The following is a 19,249-nucleotide window of genomic DNA, read 5'->3' as shown; positions in this document are numbered from 1 at the left end:
GACGCACGTGCGCCTCCGATTCCTAGGCGCGTGCCCCGACTCACGCTGACCAATGCCGGCGATCACCGGCTGGATCAAGCTAAGTACCGCGCGTGCACCGTTGGCAGAGGCCGTTCGAGTGACGTCAGAATGGGAATTTCCGTTTTCGGCCGCGGAAGGTAGGCCGATCAGCGTAATCGTAGGGTCACGGTGTGCCGGGGACCGGCCTCAAAGGACGAAAGAGTCGGACCAAGGCTGCGAAGCGCGGCCGGACAAACCGTCCATAAGGGTCACCGCCTGTTTGTCCGTCAGCGACGCCACGAAGTCGACCACTGCCCGCCCGCGTGCGAGCCCGCGCAGGGCGTCGGCACCGGCGACCGGCTCCCCGGTCGCCCCGACGAGCAGCTCCGGCGCCGTCCGCGCGAGGTCGTTGAACTCCGACCGCGCCAGCTCCACCAGATCGTGCAGCCGCCGCGGGAGCCGGTAGAACTCGTCACGGTCGAGCAGCCACGCGTCGAGCGCGTCGACCAGGGTGGTCACCAGGCTCGCCTGTCCGCGCTGGTGCAGCGCCAGTTCCGGGCGCAGCAGCACGAACCTCCGGTGCACGAATTTCAGCACCTGCACCTCGTGCCACTGCGCGGGCCGCAGCGTGAGATGCCCTGTCCGGGTCGAGGGAGACGGCACCACCTGCACGCCGTCGACGAGCCGCGCGGTCCACTTCGAGGAGAAGGCGGCCGTGGCCTGCTCGGCCTCGATGGAACCGTCGAACCCGGTGGCGAGCAGACCGTCGACGAGTTCGGCGCGGACACGGGCGACGGCACTGGTGAAGGCGTCGTCGTCGACGATCCAGCCGTCCTTGGCGTGCATTCGGCGGCGCAGGCGTTCCAGCGAACGGCCAGGGAGCCGCCGTTCGGCGGTCAGCGTCGCGTCGTCCAGTCCGGCCAGATCCACCGCGTGGTCGACCCAGCCGGTGAACTCGGCCGCGACCGGCGCGTGCTGCAGGACGCCGATCCGGTGGAAGTCCTGGAGATCGTGGATGGCGTACGCGATGTCGTCGGCAGTGTCCATCACGGACGCTTCGACGGTCTGCTGCCACGGCTCGATACGTCCCTCGAAGGGCGCCCGCGCCTGGCTGAAGTCGTCGAGTTCGGTGCTGTAGGCGGAGAACTTGCTCGCGCCGGTGCCGGGGGCGTCGGCCGGTTCGGCCGCGCCGCGGGGCTGGACGTCCATCGACGTCGGATGCGGATCGGGGACGTGCAGCCGCGCCCACGGGTACTTCAGCACCGCGGCGCGGACCGCCGTGGTGAGGTCGAGTCCGGACGCGGACGGCCCTCGGACGTCGGTCGTCGTGATGATCCGGAACGACTGCGCGTTGCCTTCGAAGCCGTCGGCGAGGCCGAACCGGTGCCGGGCGATCCGGTCGAGGGTCTGCTCCCCCAGATGCCCGAACGGCGGATGCCCCAGATCGTGCGCGAGTGCGGCGGCCTCGGCGACGTCCGGGTCGCAGCCGCCCAGTTTCGCGGCGAGTTCGGCGGAATCGCTGCTCGCGTTGATCCGCTCGGCGATCGCGCGGGCGACCTGCGCGACCTTGAGGCTGTGCGTGAGCCGGTTGTGCAGCAGTCCGGCGCCCCCGGCGCTGACCACCTGGGTCACCCCGCCGAGCCGGGCGAAGAACGGCGACGCCGCGATCCGGTCCCGGTCGATCCGGAACGGGCTCGTGGCGAGGTCGCTGAACCCGGCGCTCTCGCTCTCCGGGTCTCGCCGCCACGCCCTCGGATCCGTCTGTTCCATGCGTCACACCGTATCCGTCGCGGTGCCGTGATGAGATGCCAAGGTGACGGACGTGGTGATCGCGGGCGGTGGCCCGGCAGGGCGCGCTCTCGCACGTGCCTGCGCGCGGCGCGGCCTGACGACGGTCCTGGTCGACCCGGCGCCGGGCAGGCGCTGGCGGGCGACCTACGGCCTGTGGGCCGACGAGCTGCCGTCGCTGCCCGAGAGCGCCGTAGCCTGCGCGCCTTCGACGACACTCGCCTTCGGAACCGGACCGCACGTCCTCGAGCGGCAGTACCTCGTGGTGGACAACGCCGGTCTGCGCGACTGGCTGACCGGCGGCTACGACGTCGTCGCCGGGACGGTGTCCGGCGTCGATCACGGCAAGCACGGATCCTCGGTGCGCCTCGATGACGGCCAGGTCCTCGCGGCGGGCCTGTACTTCGACGCCACGGGTGCCCGGCCCCGGGGAAACCGGTACGAACAGACGGCGTTCGGCGCCGTCCTCCCCGCCGAGGACGCGCTCCGGCTGGTCGACGGCCCGGACACCGCCGTGTTCATGGACTGGCGCGGCAGCGAACAGGGCTTCCTCTACGTGCTGCCGCTCGGCGACGGCACCGTCCTGGTCGAGGAGACCTCGCTGGCCCGCAAGCCCGGCCTGCCACTGGACGTCCTGGCGGCACGGCTGCGCGCCCGCCTGACGGCAGCCGGGCTCACGACGCGCGGGCGCGAAGAGCGCGTCCGGATCGTGCTCGACGTGCCGGTGCCCCGGCGAGGCCGGACGGTGCCGTTCGGGGCGGCGGCCGGGCTGGTGCATCCGGCGACCGGGTACAGCGTGGCGACGTCGGTGCGGCTCGCGGATCCGGTCGCCGACGCCGTCGCCCAGGCCTGGGAGAGAGGGCCCGCCGAAGCCGCGTCGGCCGCTCACCGGGCGCTGTGGCCGTCCTCGGCCCGCACCGTGCACGGGTTGCGGCGGCACGGGCTGCGGGCGTTGTGCGGGATGCCGCCCGATCTGGTCCCGGTGTTCTTCGAGCTGTTCTTCACCCTGCCCACCGGACTCCAACGGGCTTTCACGTCCGGTCACCAAGATGTTTCGGGTACCGCCGAAGCGATGTCGGCACTTTTCCGAATAGCGCCATGGCGAGTAAGGAAACACCTGATCGGGTGGCGTGCACTACGCCGTTCTAGGTAACCCTGGTGCCTTGACGATGAACATCAGTTGACACGTGTTTCGTTTCCTGACATCTCCAGCGAACATTCGTTTGTGACGTTGCAGATCGCGGTCCGCTTCGCTTACCAGCCGTTGTACAGCCTGCACACCGGTGGCGTCGTCGCGTTCGAAGCCCTGGCACGGCCAGGTCGCGGCACCGCCCACGAACTGCTCGCCGACGCCCGGCGCAGCGGCAGGCTGGCCGAGGTCGATGTCGGCCTGGCCGCCGAAGCCGTCCGCCAGCAGAACGAGCCGCAGGCCGCCCTCCCCCTGCACCTGAACCTGTCCGCGCGGACGGTGGCGGCTCCGCCGTCGCACTTCGACCCGCTGACCGAGGCACTCAGCCTGGCGGGCCGCCGGGCAAGGGACGTCGTGCTGGAGATCGGGCCGCCGTTCACGCAGATCCCCGCCGACCTGCTGCTCAGCGGCATGCGGCGGCTCACCGAACTCGGCTTCCGGCTCGCGCTCGACGGCCTCGGCCGCGGCGATCTCCCGCTCACGCTGCTCGCCTCCGCGCCGATCGACCTGGTGAAACTGGACCGCAGCGTGCTGCGCGGCCTACCGCACGACCCGGCCGCCGTCGCGGTGGTCGAGTCGGTGCTGCATTTCGCGTCGCGGACGGACAACCGGCTGGTCGCCACCGGGCTCGAAACCACCGAGCAGCTGGAGTCCGCGCGCAAACTCGGCGTGCGGATCGCGCAGGGCAACCTGCTCGCGCCGCCGGACGGCAACCACGCGCCGCTGCCCGCGCCGGACGCGCCCGGCCCGTTCATCCCCGGTACCGCCCGCGCGCGCCGCGTCGGGGACTTCCTCCGGCCCGCGACCACGCTGCCGGAAGACGCGACGTGCGACGACGTGCGCGAGGTGCTGGCCGCCGCCGACGGGCCGAGCGGCATCGTCGGCATCGACGACCGGCACCGTCCACAGTGGTCGATCGACCGGACACGGTTCCTGGTCGCGGTGACCGGGTTGTACGGGCACGCCCTGCACGCCAAACGGCCCGCGTCGAGGCTCGCCGACCAGCCGCACACGATCCACGTCGACGCGAGCGCGCTGGAGTTCCTCGAACTGGTCACCGACGCGGACTGGAGCCGGACCGGCGACGACGTCGTGGTGGTCGACGACCGTGGTCGTTGTCTCGGCGTGGTGCTGGTGAACGAGGTCGTCCGCGGGGTCGCGGAGGCGAAGGTCGAGGAGGCCGTCTCCCTCAGCCCGCTGACCCGGCTGCCCGGCAGCGACGCCGTCGCCAGGGACGTCGACCGCCGGATCAACGCGCGGGAACCGTTCGTCGCGGCCTGGCTGGACGTCGACTCGTTCAAGACGGTCAACGACACGGCAGGGTTCGCCGCGGGCGACGACCTGATCCGCACACTCGGCCGGACGCTCACCGATCTGGAGTCCAGGCTTCGCCGGATGCGTGTCAGCCACGTGGGCGGGGACGACTTCCTGATCGCCTGCGACGTCGACGAGATCGGCACGGTCGCCGCCGCACTGCTGGACACGCCGTGGTCGGCCGACGGACTGCCGGTGACGGTGTCGCTCGCGACCCTGGTGTGCGGGAACGGCGCGATCCGATCCTATAAGGACGCTTCGCGGCTCTTGGCGCCGTTGAAGAAGCGCGCCAAGGAGGTCCCCGGGTCGAGCTGGGTGCTCGGGCGGCCAGGCTCGGAGCGCGTCGAGGTACTGCGCGGGATCACGACCCGAGGTCTCCCCGCCCAACGCGCCGCCGCGGGCTTCTGACCCACGCAATTCGGCACCTACTTGCGATCATTGCGCGTGCAAGTATCGCAAGTAGGTGCCGAATTGCGGGAGGGTCTAGAGGTCGTGGGCGGCGCGGTAGGTGGAGAAGCGTTCGTCGACCTCGCCCGCGGTGAGCCCGAAGTCCGCGAGGTCGTACCGGTGCACGGGTTTCCTTTCCCCGGAACGGCTTTCGGCGTGGACCGCGGTCATCGCGTCGCGAGCTTCGCCGCTCAGCGGCAGCCCGAAATGCTTGTAGACCCCCTCGACCGTCCCGATCGGGTCGGCGACGAAGTCCTCATACCGGACGTCGCAGAACTGCGCCGCGTTGTGCCGCGCACGTGCTTCGAGTGACGTTTCCGCACCTCGCGCCCACAGATCCAGCTGACTACGGCCGATCACGTCCCCGCGAAAGACGTCGGACCAGCCTTCCGACGCCTGCTCGTTCAGGCTGCACACCGACGCGATGATCGTGCTGGGCGCGCGGTGGGTCTGGACGATCAGCGCGTCCGGGTACACCTCCAGCAGCGCGTCCAGCGCGAACAGATGGCTCGGGTTCTTGAGCACCCAGCGGCGCCCGGCGTCGGGAAGGCCGATCAGCTGGAGATTGCGCCGGTGCCTGCGGTAGGCGTCGGTCCAGCTCTGCCCGTCCAGCCAGCGCGAGTACGACGGCACGTGCGCGAGGCATTCGTACGAAACCGATTTCAGGGACTGCCGCAGCAGCTGCCAGCATTCCTCGACCTGATCGGCCGACATATGATGCAGGCCCATGAACTCGGGATGCTCGACGTGATGCTTCTCGTAACCCGCCTGGATCCCTTGGAACACCGGGTTTTCCGCCCACGTCTCGCGCGGCGGCCTCGGTTGCGGCACCTCGGTCAGCCAGACCTCCAGGCCTTGGTGCGCCGGATCCTCGGTGAGCAGCCGGTGCAACGCCGTGGTCCCGGTGCGCGGCAGGCCGGTGACGAAGATCGGCCGCTCGACGGGAACCTCGGCGTACCGCGGATTCTGTTTCCAGGACGCCTCGCTCAACGAGCGCGCCACCAAAGCGCCACGCAGGAACGCGCGATGGATCTTGTTGCCGTACGGCGTCAAACCGGCCTCTCCGGCATACGAATCCAGCAGCACGCGGAGGCCTTCGAGGTGATCCTCGCCGCCGAAGTCGTCCAGCCCGGTGAGTTTCGCCGCCGACGCGTGCAGATCCTCGACCGTGCCGACGTTTTCGCGCCCTGGCAGCATGTTCTCCCCTTCAGTGGTGGTATTCGCCGGCGTTGACGTCGAGGCATTGACCGGTGACGCACCGGGCGAGCGACGAGGCGAGGAACACGACGGTGTCGGCGATCTCATCCGGTTCCGGAAGACGGCGCAGGTCGATCGTCTCCGCCGTCTCGGCGTACACCTGTTCCGGCGTCACGCCGCGTTCCTTGGCCAGGTAGGCGAAATACCATTTCAGTGAGTCCGCCCAGATGTACCCGGGCGCCACGGAGTTGACCCGGATCCCGCGTGGCCCGAGTTCCGAGGCGAGACTCTGCGCGAGCGCGAGCAGGCTCGACTTCGCCATCTTGTACGCGCCGAACGTCCGCCGGGAATGCCGCAGCACGGCCGAATTGATCATCACCACCGAACCCCCGCTGTCTTCGAGAGACGGCGTGAACAGCCGAGTGAGCCGGAGCGCGGCGAGGACGTTGGTCTCGAAGCCCGCACGGACGTCGGCCAGGTCGACGTCGGCGAGATCCATGATCGGCGGGATGGCGAAAGCGTTGTTCACCAACGCGTCCACTCGGCCGAACGCCTTCAGCGCGGCCTCGGCGAGATTCGCGGCCGAAGCGTCGTCGGTGATATCGGTCGGCACGGTGACCGCGCGACGGCCGAGCGCGTCGACCTCCTTGGCGACCTCGGCGAGCCTTGATTCGGTGCGAGCGGCGAGAACGACGTCGGCGCCCGCCGCGGCGCAGCGCACCGCGATGGACCGGCCGAGTCCCGGTCCGACACCGGAGACCACGATCACCTTGTCCTTCAAGAGGTCCATGTCAGCCCAGCATCCTCGCCGCGACGGCGGTCTGGCGTGCCGCGATCCGGCTCGCCCACTCCTCCGGCGTCACGCGCGCCTCGTCGTGGAACGGCAGCCGGTCGGCGAGTTCGCCGACCTTCACCACCTCGACTTCGGGACCGTCGGCTTCGCCCAGCGCCCGAGAGAGCCGCTGCCAGCGGATCTGGACGTAACCGCGGTCGTGACCGGTGCGTTCGAGCCAGTTGGCGAGGCCCGGGTCGCGTTCGCTGATCACGAACCGGATCTTGCCGTCCGGATCGACCCTCGCCTGGTCGGCGGTGAGGCTGGTCTGGTGATTGATGTAGTCCAGCGAGAGGTACCAGACGCTGCCGAGCTGGATGCCCTGGTAGGGCGCGTCCGAACGTGGCACCGTGACGATCATGACCTCCTCGTCACCGAGTTCGTAGTGCCCGGCGGACGAATACTGCGTGGTCAGGCCACCCGGCGTTGGCCGCGGTTCGGTCATCGTGTTCACCGGCAGGTTCAGGTAGAACCACTTCGGGAAGGCGAGGAAAGTGCGCAACCTGCTCAACAGGATCTTGCCGGTGACGCCGTAGCGTTTGGCCAGCACGTCGCGGGTGAGCGGCGCGGGTGAGCCACCCGCGGTGTCCGCGCACTGGATCTGGATCGTGCCGCGGCGTTCGGTGGCCCAGTCGCTGTGGACCTCGCGCACCACGAGCATCGACGAACCCGGGCCGAGGATGAAGTAGTTGGGGCCGGGGTCGGGTTTCGCCGGTCCGAAGCGGAGTTCGAACGAGCCGTCGTCGGCGATCTCGATCTCGCGGTCGTCGAACGCGGCGAGACTGTCCGGCACCTCGACGGGCGAGTAGTCGCCGTTGAGGACCTGGAAACTGAGGTCCGCCGTGCTCCCCCGAGTCCCGGTGACGACGTACTCGCGGTCCTCGCGGATGTTCGCGTTGAAGTACAGCGTGTCCGGGTTGTCCAGGCCCATCTTCGTGTACGGCCCGGTGGACTGGGTGAAGTACGGATAGTCCCGTTCGTAGGCCCACGCCATCTGCAGGGACGCGCGGATACTGCCGGCGAGGTAGTCGTACCCCTCGACCAGATCCTGTTCGGTCCGGATGTGCGGCGCCTCCGCGATGACCTTCTCGGCTTCGACGATCGCGTCCGCGAACGGTTGAGTGAGCACCGGCGACTCCTCATGCTGGTACAAATACGTACCGACTTGGTACGTTCTTCGCGACATCAGACTAGAACGCGTTCTAAGGATGGGTCAATGACTCGGCGCTCTCCGCCCACCGAGCGAGTCGTACGGCTGCTCGACTTCTTCGCCGCGCGGCCTGGACGGCGTTTCGGCCTTTCGGAACTCGCCCGCGAACTGGACCTGGCCAAACCGACCTGTCTCGGCATCGTGACCGAGCTGACCGCGGGCGGCTACCTGGTCCGGGACCCGCAGCCGGTCACCTACCGGCTCGGGCCCGCGATGATCGCCGCCGGCCGCGTCGCGGGCGAGGGATTCGGCGCGAGCGAGGTCGCGCGGCGGCATCTGGAGGATCTGAGCAGGCGTTATGGCGCGACGTGCACCGCGTCGGCCGTGGTCGGCGACCGGATCCTGATGTTGCAGAGCGCCGGGCCCGGACGGGTCAAACTCGGCGAGGCTTACCCGTTCGCGCCGCCGGTCGGGCTGATGTACGTGCTGTGGGACTCCGACGCGGCGTTCGACGCGTGGCTCGCCAAACCCCCGGCGGTGCCGGTGCGGCTGGACGAAGCGCACCTGCGGCGCGTCGTAGCCGAATGCCGCGAACACGGTTACCTGGTGGAGAGCCTGACCTCCGCGGGGCGGCGGCTCTACGCGCTGATGGCGGGCGTCGGCGCGGAGGAACTGCCACCGGAAGTACGGGGCCTGGTGGGAGAACTCGTCTCGAGCCTCGGCGAACGCGTCTACCTCGGCGCCGACCTGGAACCGCGCCGCAAACACGCGGTGAGCCTGCTCGCCGCGCCGACGTTCGACGCTTCGGGCAGACAGGAACTGGTGCTCACGCTGTCCGTCGGCGAAACGATCACCGGCGCCGAGATCGCGCGGCGGGGCGCCGCCCTGGTCGCGACCGCCGACGCCGTCACCACCGAATCCCGCAATTAGTCACCTACTTGCGGGAGTTGCGCGTGCAAGGACCGGTGCCGGGTGGGGCGCGAGCAAGGTCTCGTGATGTCGCGAAAGCCACTTTCGGGACGTCTGATGTCCCGAAAGTGGCTTTCGCGACACCCTCGCGCCTGAGAGCGGTACGTCAAGCGCGCGGCGGCACGGGTCTGAGCCGCCAAGGAGGATTTGGCACGTTGAGTGTCCCAACCCTCCCTTGGTCAAGACCCGTCTCACGACCCACCGCAGGCGGCAACGGACCGCAATTAGTCACCTACTTGCGGGGGTCGACCACAGGTTCGCGGTGAGTTTGAGGCTCGGCACGTCGTCCATCGACATCATCGTCTCGTACAGCCGGTCGTACTGGGTCGAGGCGGTCAGCCAGACGCCGTCCACCCGCCGATAGGTGTCCTCGTAGTACGCCGCGCCCTCGATCACCACCCGGTGCTCCGGCACGATCACCTTGTCCCGCATCAGCCAGGTGCCCGTCGCGGTGTCGCCGTCGACGTCGATCTCCGGCTGCCCGGCGAAATGCACCGTGATGATCCCGGGCCCGACGGCGTTCCGGAAGAACCCGATGATCTCTCCGCGACCCTCGAAGGTCAGCGGCTTGCCGTACGACGGCGTGCCGTAGCGCGCGTGCGCGTCGGCGGTCAGGGTCCCGGCCATCTCGTCCCACAGCTTGAGGTCGAGGTACCGGAGGTAGCGGGCTTTGAGACGGCGGATCTCTTCGAGCGCGACCAGGTCCATGCCGACAGCGTCCTCCTCCTCTTGACCAAGCACAAGAACCTGTTCTACTTTTCTGATCTCCAACCACGGAGGTCACGATGGCGTCCCCGGCATACGAGCTCACCCATCTCGAAGCACTCGAAGCCGAAGCAGTGCACATCTTCCGAGAGGTCGCGGCGACCTTCGAGCGGCCGGTGCTGCTGTTCTCCGGCGGCAAGGACTCGATGGTGATGCTCCACGTGGCGGCCAAGGCGTTCTGGCCGTCGCCACCCCCCTTCCCGGTGATGCACGTCGACACCGAGCACAACTTCGACGAGGTCATCGAGTTCCGGGACCGCACGGTCGACACCTACGGGCTCCGGCTCGTCGTCACCAGCGTCCAGGACGACATCGACGCGGGCCGGGTGATCGAAGATCCGAAGGCCGGCCGGAACCGCCTCCAGACCGCCGCCCTGCTGCGCGCGATCCGCGAGCACGCGTTCGACGCCGTCTTCGGCGGCGCCCGGCGCGACGAGGAAAAAGCCCGCGCCAAGGAACGGGTCTTCAGCTTCCGCGACGAGTTCGGCCAATGGGATCCGCGCAACCAGCGCCCGGAACTCTGGGATCTCTACAACGGCAGGCACCGCAAGGGTGAGCACATCCGGGTCTTCCCGCTGTCGAACTGGACCGAACTCGACATCTGGCAGTACATCGAGGCCGAGGACGTCGACCTGCCCTCGATCTACTATTCGCACCGGCGCGCGGTCGTCCAGCGGGACGGGATGCTGCTCGCGCACACCCGCTTCCTCACCTTGGATGAAGGCGAAAGTCCTTACGACGCAACGGTTCGCTTCCGTACCGTCGGCGACGCGACCTGCACCGGCTGCGTCGAGTCGACGGCGACGTCACCGTCCGAAGTGGTCGCCGAGGTGGCCGCCAGCAGGCTCACCGAACGCGGCGCCACCCGGGCCGACGACCGGATCTCCGAGGCGGGCATGGAAGACCGGAAGAAGGAAGGGTACTTCTGATGGGCGCCTCTCAACTGGTCCGCCTCGCGACCGCGGGCAGTGTCGACGACGGTAAGTCGACCCTGATCGGCCGTCTGCTGTTCGATTCGAAGACGGTGTTCACCGACCAGCTCGAAGCCATCGAACGCACCAGCCGCGCCCGCGGCGAGGCGTACCCGAACCTCGCGCTGCTGACCGACGGCCTGCGCGCGGAACGCGAACAGGGCATCACCATCGATGTCGCACACCGGTATTTCGCGACCCCCAAACGGAAGTTCATCATCGCCGACACCCCGGGGCATGTGCAGTACACCCGGAACATGGTCACCGGCGCGTCCACCGCGGACCTCGCTCTGGTCCTGATCGACGCCCGCAAAGGCGTGCTCGAACAGTCTCGGCGGCACGCGTTCCTGGCGAGCCTCCTCGGAATTCCGCACCTGGTGTTGTGCGTCAACAAGATGGACCTCGTCGACTGGTCTCAGGAACGCTTCGAAGAGATCCGCGACGACTTCCGCCGCTTCGCCATGAAGCTCCAGGTGCACGACCTCACGTTCGTCCCGATGTCGGCACTGCACGGTGACAACGTCGTGCACCGCGGTGCCAGTATGCCTTGGTACGAAGGGACTTCCCTGCTGCACCATCTCGAACAGGTGCACGTGGCCTCGGATCGCAACCTCATCGACGCGCGTTTCCCCGTGCAGTACGTGATCCGCGAGCACAGCCGCGACTTCCGCGGGTACGCGGGCACCGTCGCGGGCGGGGTGTTCAAACCCGGCGACGAGGTCACCGTGCTGCCGTCCGGCTTCACCACGACGGTACGCGCGATCTGGGGGCCGGGCGGCATTCCGATCACCGAGGCCTTCGCCTCGCGGGCGGTCACGATCGAACTCGCCGACGACCTCGACCTCGGCCGCGGCGACCTGATCTGCCGTCCCGGCAATCGCCCGCACACCGGACGGGACGTCGACGCGATAGTGTGCTGGTTCTCCGAGCAAAGCGCCCTCTCCCCTGGCGCGAGCTACGTCGTGCGGCACACCACCCGCGAGACCAAGGCCGAGATCCGCGACCTCGCCTACCGGCTCGACGTCACGACGCTGCACCGCGACGAGACCGCGAAATCGTTGTCCCTCAACGAGATCGGCCGTGTCCGGCTGCGCGCGCGGCAGCCACTGCTGTTCGATTCCTACCGCCGCAACCGGTCCACCGGCGGTTTCCTCCTCATCGACGAGCATTCCGGGGCGACGGTCGCGGCCGGCATGATCACCGGGCCGAGTGTGACGGCGTCGAACGTCGTCTGGCACACCGCCGCGGTCACCAGGGCGGAACGCGCGACGCGCGGGCTCACCGTCTGGCTCACCGGGCTTTCCGCGTCCGGGAAATCGAGCGTGGCCGTGGAACTGGAGCGGCGGCTGGTCGCGTCCGGCAGGCCCGCGTATCTGCTGGACGGCGACAATCTCCGGCACGGGCTGAACGGGAACCTCGGCTTCAGCCCGGCCGACCGCGCCGAGAACGTGCGACGCGTCGCGGAGGTCGCGAAGCTGTTAGCCGACGCCGGTGTGGTGTCGGTGGTTTCGCTGATCAGCCCGTATCAAGCCGATCGCGAACTCGCCCGCGCCGCGCACGAGGCCGCCGGGCTGCCGTTCCTGGAGGTCTTCGTCGACACCCCGCTCGAGGTCTGCGAAGACCGCGACCCCAAGGGGATGTATGTGAAGGCGAGGGCGGGCGAGATCACCGGGTTCACCGGGGTGGACGCTCCCTACGAACGTCCCGAGACCCCGGATCTGGTGCTGCGCCCGGAAAACGGGGATCCTGCCTCGATGGCCGCGCTGATCTTCGCCGCCCTCGACTGACGATCAGCCGCCGTTGGAGGCCCGGTACGGAGCGGTCGCGTAGGTGCGGGCCGTGGTCGCGGTCAGCTTCTCGACCGAACGGAACATCGTCTTTCCGAGCCGCGTACGCGCTTTCAGCGCCGGATGCGTCGCGGCGTAGTCGTCCTTGTTGACCGCCGGGTCGCCCGCGAACGCACCGGACGCGAACAGCGAATAGGTCAGGATCGGCTTGCCGTCCGCGCTGAACATCACGCCCGCCTCGTTGCGGCCGTCGTTGAACCAGCCGGCCTTGGTGGCGACCCGCAGCCGCTCGGCGGAGGTCAGGTCGAGCCGCACGCCGTCGGTGAAAGCGCTGAGCGAACGCAGGATGGTGAGCAGGTACTCGGTCGACTTCGCCGAAAGCAGTGTCCCGCCGACCAGTTTCCGCAGCAGCGTATGCGTCTCGGCCGGGGTGGTCTTGCCGAGGAAGAACCGGTTCGGGTTCGCGACGGGAACGACCTGTGTATGCACGAATCCCTTGCCACGCAGGATCTCGTTGACCTCGGCAGCGGGGCAGACCAGTCCGCACAAGCGGACGGCGGTGTTGTCGGACAGCGTCAGCAGCGCGGCCATCGCGTGCCCGAGGGTCACCGAACTGGGGTACGCGCCGTCGAGGCCGAAGATGCCATCGGTGTCCTTGATGACGATGTCGGCCGTGACGTCGACGCGCTGGTCCAACGTGAGCAGTCCGCGGTCGATCTTGTCGAGTACCGCGGAGGCGACCGCGATCTTGTTGACGCTGTAGGCCTCGACGACCTCATCCGCCCGCTCGGAGACGGCGGGCACCAGGTTCCCGGCGGAGTCCGCGACGCTGATGTAGGACGACCACGTGCCACCCGCCTTCGCGGTTTCCCGGGCGTACACCTGGGAAATCCGGCGCGCGGCGGCCGAAGCGTCTTTGGCGGCCGTGTCCACTTCGGCCTCTTCGGCACCCGCGATCTGCGTCGTCCCAAGCACCGCACCCGCGGCCGCGACCGTGCCCAGACCCAGCACACGACGGCGGTTGACGTTCGTATCCACCTGGGAACCCTACCGCGTTCAGCCCGCCGGTGTGACGAATCCGGTGTCGTACGCCTTGATCACCGCTTGTGTCCGGTCCCTCGCGCCGAGTTTCGCCAGCACGTTCCCGACATGCGTCTTCACCGTCTGCACGCCGAGGTACAGCTCGCCCGCGATCTCCACATTGGACAGTCCACCGGCCATCAGCCGCAGCACCTCGCGTTCGCGTTCGGTGAGCCCGGCGCCGGCGAGGCCGTCCTGCGGGCCCCGGTTCGCCTGCTGCGCGGCCAGCCGCCGGATCGCGGCCGGGAACAGCAGGGACTCCCCCGCCGCCACGGTCCGGATCGCCGCGACGATCTCCTCGGGCCGGGCCCGTTTCAGCAGGAAACCGCTCGCACCGGCGAGCAGGGCGTCGTAGACGTAGTCGTCGTTTTCGAAGGTCGTCACCACGATCACCTTCGGCGGGTTGTCCATAGTGGACATAAGGTGGCTGGTCGCGCGGATGCCGTCGATCGAGGGCATCCGGACGTCCATCAGCACGACGTCGGGCCGGAACCGCGAGACCATGCCCGGTACCTCGGCACCGTCGGCCGCCTCGCCGACGACCTCCAGATCGGGCTCGGAAGCGACGATCGCCCGCAGCCCGGCCCTGATCAGCTGTTCGTCGTCGACCAGCAGCACCTTCGTGCTCATCGCCGTTTCCCCCATGGCACCGCCACCTCGACCTTCCAGAATCCGTCCGCGCGGCCCGCGGTGATCGTGCCACCGAGCACGTCCACCCGTTCCGCCATCCCCCGCAGTCCCCGGCCGCCGCCGTCCCGCGATGGAGCCGCGGCGCCCAGCGGGTTGGACACCCGCAGCCGCAACAGCTCCGAACCGGCGTCGACGAGCACCGTCACCGGCACCTTACCGGCGTGCCGCAACGCGTTCGTCAGGCATTCCTGCAAGATCCGGTACGCCTCGCGCGAAACGACCTGCGGCACCGACGCCGGTTCGCCCCGTACCTCCGCCGTCACCTCGGCACCCGCCAGTCGCGTGGCCTCGACCAGCGCGGACAGCTCCGCCAGCCCCGATTGCGGCGCCCGCGACGAGGCCTCCTCCCGCAGCAGGCCCAGCACATGGTCGAGGTCGTCCAAGGCGCCACGGGCGGAGTCCTCGATCGCGGTGAGCGCCTGTTCGGTGAAGTCCGGATCGGACCGAAGGGTCCGGCGCGCGGCCCCGGCCTGGATGGTCACGACACTCAGCGCGTGCCCCACCGAGTCGTGCAGTTCCCGCGCCAGCCGGTTGCGCTCGGCGAGCTGCTCGGTGCGCTTCTCCAACTGAGCGATCCGTTCCGCGGCCGAGACACCCAGCAGGCTCCGGGCGACGCGGGTCAGCACCGCACCCGCTCCCCACACCACATACGCCAGTGCGACGACGCCGAGCAGGAAGGCCAGCGGGATCCACGCGCTCGCCCAGCCAACCGGCACCACGATCGGGTCCTCTGTGGACAGCGTGATCCGGCCGGTGAACGGTGCCGCGACCGTGAACCCGAACGCGACCGGGACGAACAGGCTCGCCAGGCTGACGACGCAACCGGTGCTCACGTGCAGCAGGTACATCGCGGTCGACCGCAGCCGGACAGGCCAGCTCCCCGCGGGCCCGAACGTCACTCCCGGCACGGGATCGTCCAGCAGTTCCCGCACGGCCGCGCCTTCCAGCACCCGGACAGCCGGGATGAACGACGACGCGATGACCACCAGGACGAGGGTGATCGTCGCGATGGCGACCCCGCGCTCCACCGTCACGACGAGGGGCAGCAGCGACGGCACCACGATGGCGGCGAAGAGGATATACGGCACGCTCAGCGCGCCGCCGAGGATGAAGTACACCCACCGTCGGTAGGTCGCCCGGTCCACGAGCGGGCCGAAAAGTCGCATGTGCTCTTTCTAGCGTGTGCCGGATCCGCGCGGATCCCTCAGCAGTATCTCCGCGATCTCCCTCGCGAGCGTGACCCGGTGCGCGTCGCCGTCGATACCGGTGTGCGCGACGGCGCCCTCCAGCAGGAGGAAGAGCTGCTCCGCGAGCCGCTCCGGGTCGGCGGCGCCCGGGACGTCCTCGCGGAGGAGTTCGGCGAACTTCGCCCGCACCGCCGCCTTGTGCCGCCGGATCACGTCGAGCCCGGGATGCCCCGCGGGCAGTTCGGCGGCCGCGTTGAGGAACGCGCATCCGCGGTCGCTCCCGAGCTTCGGGTGATCGACGTAGGCGTCGAAGACCGTCAGCGCCCGAGGCGCGTCGGCCTCCGCCAGCCGCCGTTCCAGATACGCCCACCAGACGTCGTGACGACTTCGCAGGTACGCGACCGTGAGGTCCGTCTTCGACCCGAAGCACGCGTACAGCGTCTTCTTCGTGACGCCCGCGGCCTCGGCGATGGCCGCGACGCCCACGGCGTTCAGACCGTCTCGATAGAACAACGTGCTCGCCGCGCTCAAGACTCGCTCGCCGGCCGGTGTCAGCATGCCTCGACTATACCGATCGGTTGACCTAAGCGCGAAATGCGGGAACACTCCAGAGGTATACCGATCGGTATACCTCTGGAGGAGAGCTGATGGTTTCTTCGTACAAACGCGAGCTGACGCTCACCGCGGCCGGGTTGTCGCTGATCGCGGTCTCCTACGGACTCGCGAGGTACGCGTACGGCCTGTTCGCGCCGACGCTCCGGGCGGAGTTCGGCCTCGATGGCGGCACGCTCGGCGCCATCGCCGCGGGCAGTTACGTCGCGTATTGCCTCGCGGTCATCGCCTCGACCGCCGTCACGAGCCGCTGGGGTGCGCGGACGGGTGCGCTCGCCGCCGGGGCGACCGCCACCGCGGGGACCGCGCTGATCGCGGCCGCGCCGAACGCCGCGGTCCTCTCACTCGGCGTCGTCCTGGCCGGAGCCAGCACCGGACTGGCCTCCCCGTCGCTCGCGGACGCGGTCTCCCGCGTCGTCCGGGTGACCCGCCGCGACCGCGCCCAATCCGTGGTGAACGCCGGAACCGGACTCGGCGTGCTGATCTCCGGCCCGGTCTCCCTGCTCGCGATCGGCGACTGGCGCCTGGCCTGGTGGGCCTTCGCGGCGGCGTCGGCGCTGGTGACGCTGTGGATCGCCCGGGTCGTGCCGCCCGTCAAGGATGACCGGAAGAGTGGCCTGCCGTCACCGCTGCTCCCGCCCGCCACCGGACGGCTGCTTCCCGCCGCCGCGACGCTCGGCCTGGCCAGCGCGGCGATCTGGACGTTCGGCCGGGACATCGCCGTGAGCGTCGGCGGTCTCAGCGAGACGGCCTCGACGGTGGTGTGGATCGTCCTCGGCGCTGTCGGCCTGGCCGGCGCGTTCACCGCCGAGCTGACCTCGCGGGCAGGACTGCGCCGGGCCTGGTCGGCGGGGATGGTCCTGTTCGCCGTCGCCACCGCGCTCTTCGCACTCGCCACCCGATCGCTCCCGGCGCTCATCATCGCGGCGGCGCTCTTCGGAGCCGTCTACATCGGACTGACCGGAGTGCTGATCCTCTGGGGCACCAGGGCCTATCCGACGGCGCCCGCCTTCGGTGTCGGCGTGTCCTTCCTGATGCTGGCGCTCGGTCAGGCCGTCGGAGCGCCGCTCATCGGCCTCCTCGGCGACCTCATCGACCTTCGCGCCGGGTTCCTCGCCGCCGCCGTGATCGCGGTCCTCGGTGTCCTGTTCGCGCCCCGGGAGGCGACCACGACCTACAACTTCGGGGTCCGCTCCCTCTCAAGGGTGAGTCCCGTCCCGCCGGAGCGGGAATCCCGCGTGGGCTGCGCGTGATGTTCTCTTCGCATGAACCTGCTGCTCGGCCTGCTCACCCTGCCCGTCTACGCGCTGATGCTGTGGCCGCTGGTGGTCGCCGCCCGTCGCGTGCTGGGGGTGCGGGTCGGCGTGGTCCGCGCGTTCTGCGCCGCGGGTTTCGGCTGGCTCGTCGCGGGCGGCATCCTCAGCGCGTTCCCCACGCCGATGTACGCGAGCGGCGGTGCCTTCGTCGGACTGGTCATCCCGGTGGCGGGCGGTGCTTTCCTGGCGACGCTGATCTTCCTGTTCGTCGCGGAGTTCGTCCTGCCGGCGGGCTCCGGACTCGGGCTGATCGGCCGGATCCGCTCCCTGCGCCGTCGCGCGGCCCGGACTCGGCGCTACTCGCAGATCACCCGGATCGCGATCAAGCACGGCCTCGGCCGCTACCTCACCGGCCGCCGCGAACCCGGCCTCGCCCAGGTCCGGCACGCCAAACTGGCGCGATCGCTGCGGCGCGCGCTGGAAGAGGGCGGCGTGACGTTCGTGAAACTCGGCCAGCTGCTCTCGACGCGGTCCGACCTGCTCCCGCCGGTGTTCATCGACGAACTGAGCAAACTCCAGGACCAGGTCGCCTTCGCGGACGCCGACGAGATCGCCACCGTGCTCCGGGAGGAACTGGGCGGCGACCCGGACGGGATCTTCGCCGAGTTCGACCCGGAGCCGATCGCGGCCGCGTCGATCGCGCAGGTCTACCGGGCGAAGCTGCGCGGCGGGCAGGACGTCGTCGTCAAGGTGCAGCGGCCCGGTGTGCAGGCGCTCGTCGACCGGGACCTCGACATCGTCCGCCGGGTGGCCGCCGCGCTGGACCTGCGCGCGGACTGGGCGCGTTCACTCGGCGTCGTCGACCTCGCCGAAGGATTCGCCGACGCGCTGGTCGAGGAACTCGATTTCCTTACGGAGGCCAGGAACATCGAGGCCGTCGCCGCGGCCTACCCCGGCACCGAAGTCGCCATCCCGACCGTCCACAAAGAACTGTCCACGGAGCGTGTCCTGGTGATGCGGCACCTCGACGGCAAACCGCTGGCCGCCGCCAGGGAACAGGTCCCGGCCGCGGAACGGGCCAAACTCGCGCGGTCGATGCTGCGGTGCGTGCTCGGCCAGGTGATGGGCAGCGGCGTCTTCCACGCCGACCCGCATCCCGGCAACGTCCTGCTGCTCACCGACGGCAGGCTGGGCCTGCTCGACTTCGGCTCCGTCGGACGGCTGGACTCGGGACTGCGCGGTGGGTTGCAGAACCTGATCCTCGCCCTCGACCGAGGCGACCCGGCCGCGTTGCGCGACGGCCTGCTGGAGATCGTCGACCGGCCGGACGAGATCGAGGAGCAACGGCTGGAGCGGGCACTGGGTGCCTTGGTGGCCAAGCATTTCAACCACGGTCAGGCCCCGGATCTGGATATGTTCACCGACCTGTTCCGGGTGATCGCCGACTTCCGGCTCAGCGTGCCCCCGCCGATCGCCGCGGTGTTCCGCGCACTGGCCACTTTGGAGGGAACGCTGGCCGCGCTGGCGCCGGGATTCAACATCGTCGTCGAATCCCGCGCCTACGCCGCCGAGCAGGTAGGTGCCGGATTGCGGCCGGAATCGTTGCGCGCCACCGCCACCAACGAACTGCTGGCGCTCCTGCCGGTGCTGCGCCGCCTGCCCCGCCGCGTCGACCGGATCGGCAACGCACTGGAGCAGGGCAGGCTTTCGGTCAACGTCCGGCTGTTCTCCGACGAACGCGACCGCGACGTCGTCACCGGCCTGGTACACGAAATCCTGCTGGCGTTCGTCGGCGCGGCCACCGGGCTGATGGCAGTGTTGCTGCTGGCGGGCGCGTCCGGCCCGGAGATGCTGCCCGGTGTCACGCTGCACCAGATGTTCGGCTACAACCTGCTGGTGGTCAGTGCCCTGGTGGGATTGCGACTGCTTTTCGTCGTTTTCCGGCGGACCGGGCAACGCTCACGATCGCCCCGATGACGCCGACCCCGCCAGGCGTGCGCCGTCGCCGCACCGTA

General features: G+C 69.4%; 16 protein-coding genes. 7 read left to right on the top strand and 9 right to left on the bottom strand.

All coding sequences use genetic code 11. From position 1 onward, the window contains the following. Positions 1-207 precede the first annotated feature (207 nt). A complete protein-coding gene (locus ACLARN_RS17830) occupies positions 208-1,770 on the bottom strand; it encodes a deoxyguanosinetriphosphate triphosphohydrolase family protein (protein WP_409492529.1) in 1,563 nt (520 codons plus the stop codon). Between the two features lie 43 nt (positions 1,771-1,813). Here ACLARN_RS17830 and ACLARN_RS17825 point away from each other — a divergent pair, with 43 nt between their 5' ends. Further along, the gene (locus tag ACLARN_RS17825; protein WP_409492528.1) at positions 1,814-2,941 is read left to right on the top strand and encodes a lycopene cyclase family protein; all 1,128 of its coding nucleotides are present in this window, start codon (positions 1,814-1,816) and stop codon (positions 2,939-2,941) included. Positions 2,942-3,013: 72 nt separating this feature from the next. Further along, a complete protein-coding gene (locus ACLARN_RS17820; protein ID WP_409492527.1) occupies positions 3,014-4,699 on the top strand; it encodes an EAL domain-containing protein in 1,686 nt (561 codons plus the stop codon). A 75-nt stretch (positions 4,700-4,774) separates the two neighbouring features. Here ACLARN_RS17820 and ACLARN_RS17815 read toward each other — a convergent pair whose 3' ends face one another. The 3 genes from ACLARN_RS17815 to ACLARN_RS17805 are packed head-to-tail and all read right to left on the bottom strand — an operon-like array spanning position 4,775 to position 7,896. Continuing rightward, positions 4,775-5,935, bottom strand: a complete 1,161-nt coding sequence (locus ACLARN_RS17815; protein ID WP_409492526.1) for a sulfotransferase family protein — start codon at positions 5,933-5,935, stop codon at positions 4,775-4,777. Between the two features lie 10 nt (positions 5,936-5,945). Further along, a complete protein-coding gene (locus ACLARN_RS17810; RefSeq protein WP_409492525.1) occupies positions 5,946-6,725 on the bottom strand; it encodes an SDR family oxidoreductase in 780 nt (259 codons plus the stop codon). Between the two features lies 1 nt (position 6,726). Next, positions 6,727-7,896, bottom strand: a complete 1,170-nt coding sequence (locus ACLARN_RS17805) for a hypothetical protein (RefSeq protein WP_409492524.1) — start codon at positions 7,894-7,896, stop codon at positions 6,727-6,729. A gap of 87 nt (positions 7,897-7,983) precedes the next feature. Here ACLARN_RS17805 and ACLARN_RS17800 point away from each other — a divergent pair, with 87 nt between their 5' ends. Continuing rightward, positions 7,984-8,847 carry a helix-turn-helix domain-containing protein gene (locus ACLARN_RS17800; RefSeq protein ID WP_409492523.1) on the top strand — a complete coding sequence of 288 codons (864 nt, stop codon included), beginning with the start codon at positions 7,984-7,986 and terminating at the stop codon, positions 8,845-8,847. Positions 8,848-9,114: 267 nt separating this feature from the next. Here ACLARN_RS17800 and ACLARN_RS17795 read toward each other — a convergent pair whose 3' ends face one another. Further along, positions 9,115-9,594 carry a nuclear transport factor 2 family protein gene (locus ACLARN_RS17795; RefSeq protein WP_409492522.1) on the bottom strand — a complete coding sequence of 160 codons (480 nt, stop codon included), beginning with the start codon at positions 9,592-9,594 and terminating at the stop codon, positions 9,115-9,117. A 77-nt stretch (positions 9,595-9,671) separates the two neighbouring features. Between ACLARN_RS17795 and cysD the strand changes: the two genes are divergently transcribed. Together cysD and cysC are read left to right on the top strand one after the other, a co-directional pair. Then, on the top strand, positions 9,672-10,580 hold the full coding sequence (gene cysD / locus ACLARN_RS17790; RefSeq protein ID WP_409492521.1) for a sulfate adenylyltransferase subunit CysD: 909 nt from the start codon (positions 9,672-9,674) through the stop codon (positions 10,578-10,580). Further along, complete coding sequence (cysC, locus tag ACLARN_RS17785) at positions 10,580-12,409, top strand: adenylyl-sulfate kinase (RefSeq protein WP_409492520.1); 1,830 nt, start codon at positions 10,580-10,582, stop codon at positions 12,407-12,409. Before cysD ends, cysC begins: the two co-directional genes overlap by 1 nt. A gap of 3 nt (positions 12,410-12,412) precedes the next feature. On the opposite strand, the gene ACLARN_RS17780 is transcribed toward cysC, so the two are convergent. The 4 genes from ACLARN_RS17780 to ACLARN_RS17765 are packed head-to-tail and all read right to left on the bottom strand — an operon-like array spanning position 12,413 to position 15,924. Then, the gene (locus ACLARN_RS17780) at positions 12,413-13,447 is read right to left on the bottom strand and encodes a serine hydrolase (RefSeq protein ID WP_409492519.1); all 1,035 of its coding nucleotides are present in this window, start codon (positions 13,445-13,447) and stop codon (positions 12,413-12,415) included. 18 nt (positions 13,448-13,465) lie between these two features. Then, entirely contained in the window at positions 13,466-14,119 is a 654-nt protein-coding gene (locus ACLARN_RS17775) for a response regulator (protein WP_409492518.1), read from the bottom strand. After that, positions 14,116-15,345 carry a sensor histidine kinase gene (locus ACLARN_RS17770; protein WP_409492517.1) on the bottom strand — a complete coding sequence of 410 codons (1,230 nt, stop codon included), beginning with the start codon at positions 15,343-15,345 and terminating at the stop codon, positions 14,116-14,118. The genes ACLARN_RS17775 and ACLARN_RS17770 overlap by 4 nt, the downstream gene beginning before the upstream one ends. 9 nt (positions 15,346-15,354) lie before the next feature. Continuing rightward, a complete protein-coding gene (locus ACLARN_RS17765; protein ID WP_409492516.1) occupies positions 15,355-15,924 on the bottom strand; it encodes a TetR/AcrR family transcriptional regulator in 570 nt (189 codons plus the stop codon). 89 nt (positions 15,925-16,013) lie between these two features. On the opposite strand from ACLARN_RS17765, the gene ACLARN_RS17760 reads away from it, so the two are divergent. Beyond that, entirely contained in the window at positions 16,014-17,231 is a 1,218-nt protein-coding gene (locus tag ACLARN_RS17760; protein ID WP_409492515.1) for an MFS transporter, read from the top strand. Positions 17,232-17,243: 12 nt separating this feature from the next. Then, positions 17,244-19,211, top strand: a complete 1,968-nt coding sequence (locus ACLARN_RS17755) for an ABC1 kinase family protein (protein WP_409492514.1) — start codon at positions 17,244-17,246, stop codon at positions 19,209-19,211. The last annotated feature ends 38 nt before the right edge of the window (positions 19,212-19,249 follow it).

Origin of the sequence: Amycolatopsis sp. cmx-11-12 (assembly GCF_046269425.1) — a bacterium.
Taxonomy (GTDB): domain Bacteria; phylum Actinomycetota; class Actinomycetes; order Mycobacteriales; family Pseudonocardiaceae; genus Amycolatopsis.
This window is presented reverse-complemented; position numbering and strand designations above follow the sequence as displayed.

Excerpts from the sequence above, each read along its gene's own strand:
- ACLARN_RS17830 (WP_409492529.1), bottom strand. The coding sequence starts at position 1,770 with ATGGAACAGACGGATCCGAGGGCGTGGCGGCGAGACCCGGAGAGCGAG.
- ACLARN_RS17815 (WP_409492526.1), bottom strand. The coding sequence starts at position 5,935 with ATGCTGCCAGGGCGCGAAAACGTCGGCACGGTCGAGGATCTGCACGCG.
- ACLARN_RS17810 (WP_409492525.1), bottom strand. The coding sequence starts at position 6,725 with ATGGACCTCTTGAAGGACAAGGTGATCGTGGTCTCCGGTGTCGGACCG.
- ACLARN_RS17800 (WP_409492523.1), top strand. The coding sequence starts at position 7,984 with ATGACTCGGCGCTCTCCGCCCACCGAGCGAGTCGTACGGCTGCTCGAC.
- ACLARN_RS17795 (WP_409492522.1), bottom strand. The coding sequence starts at position 9,594 with ATGGACCTGGTCGCGCTCGAAGAGATCCGCCGTCTCAAAGCCCGCTAC.
- cysD (WP_409492521.1), top strand. The coding sequence starts at position 9,672 with ATGGCGTCCCCGGCATACGAGCTCACCCATCTCGAAGCACTCGAAGCC.
- cysC (WP_409492520.1), top strand. The coding sequence starts at position 10,580 with ATGGGCGCCTCTCAACTGGTCCGCCTCGCGACCGCGGGCAGTGTCGAC.
- ACLARN_RS17775 (WP_409492518.1), bottom strand. The coding sequence starts at position 14,119 with ATGAGCACGAAGGTGCTGCTGGTCGACGACGAACAGCTGATCAGGGCC.
- ACLARN_RS17770 (WP_409492517.1), bottom strand. The coding sequence starts at position 15,345 with ATGCGACTTTTCGGCCCGCTCGTGGACCGGGCGACCTACCGACGGTGG.
- ACLARN_RS17765 (WP_409492516.1), bottom strand. The coding sequence starts at position 15,924 with ATGCTGACACCGGCCGGCGAGCGAGTCTTGAGCGCGGCGAGCACGTTG.
- ACLARN_RS17760 (WP_409492515.1), top strand. The coding sequence starts at position 16,014 with ATGGTTTCTTCGTACAAACGCGAGCTGACGCTCACCGCGGCCGGGTTG.
- ACLARN_RS17755 (WP_409492514.1), top strand. The coding sequence starts at position 17,244 with ATGAACCTGCTGCTCGGCCTGCTCACCCTGCCCGTCTACGCGCTGATG.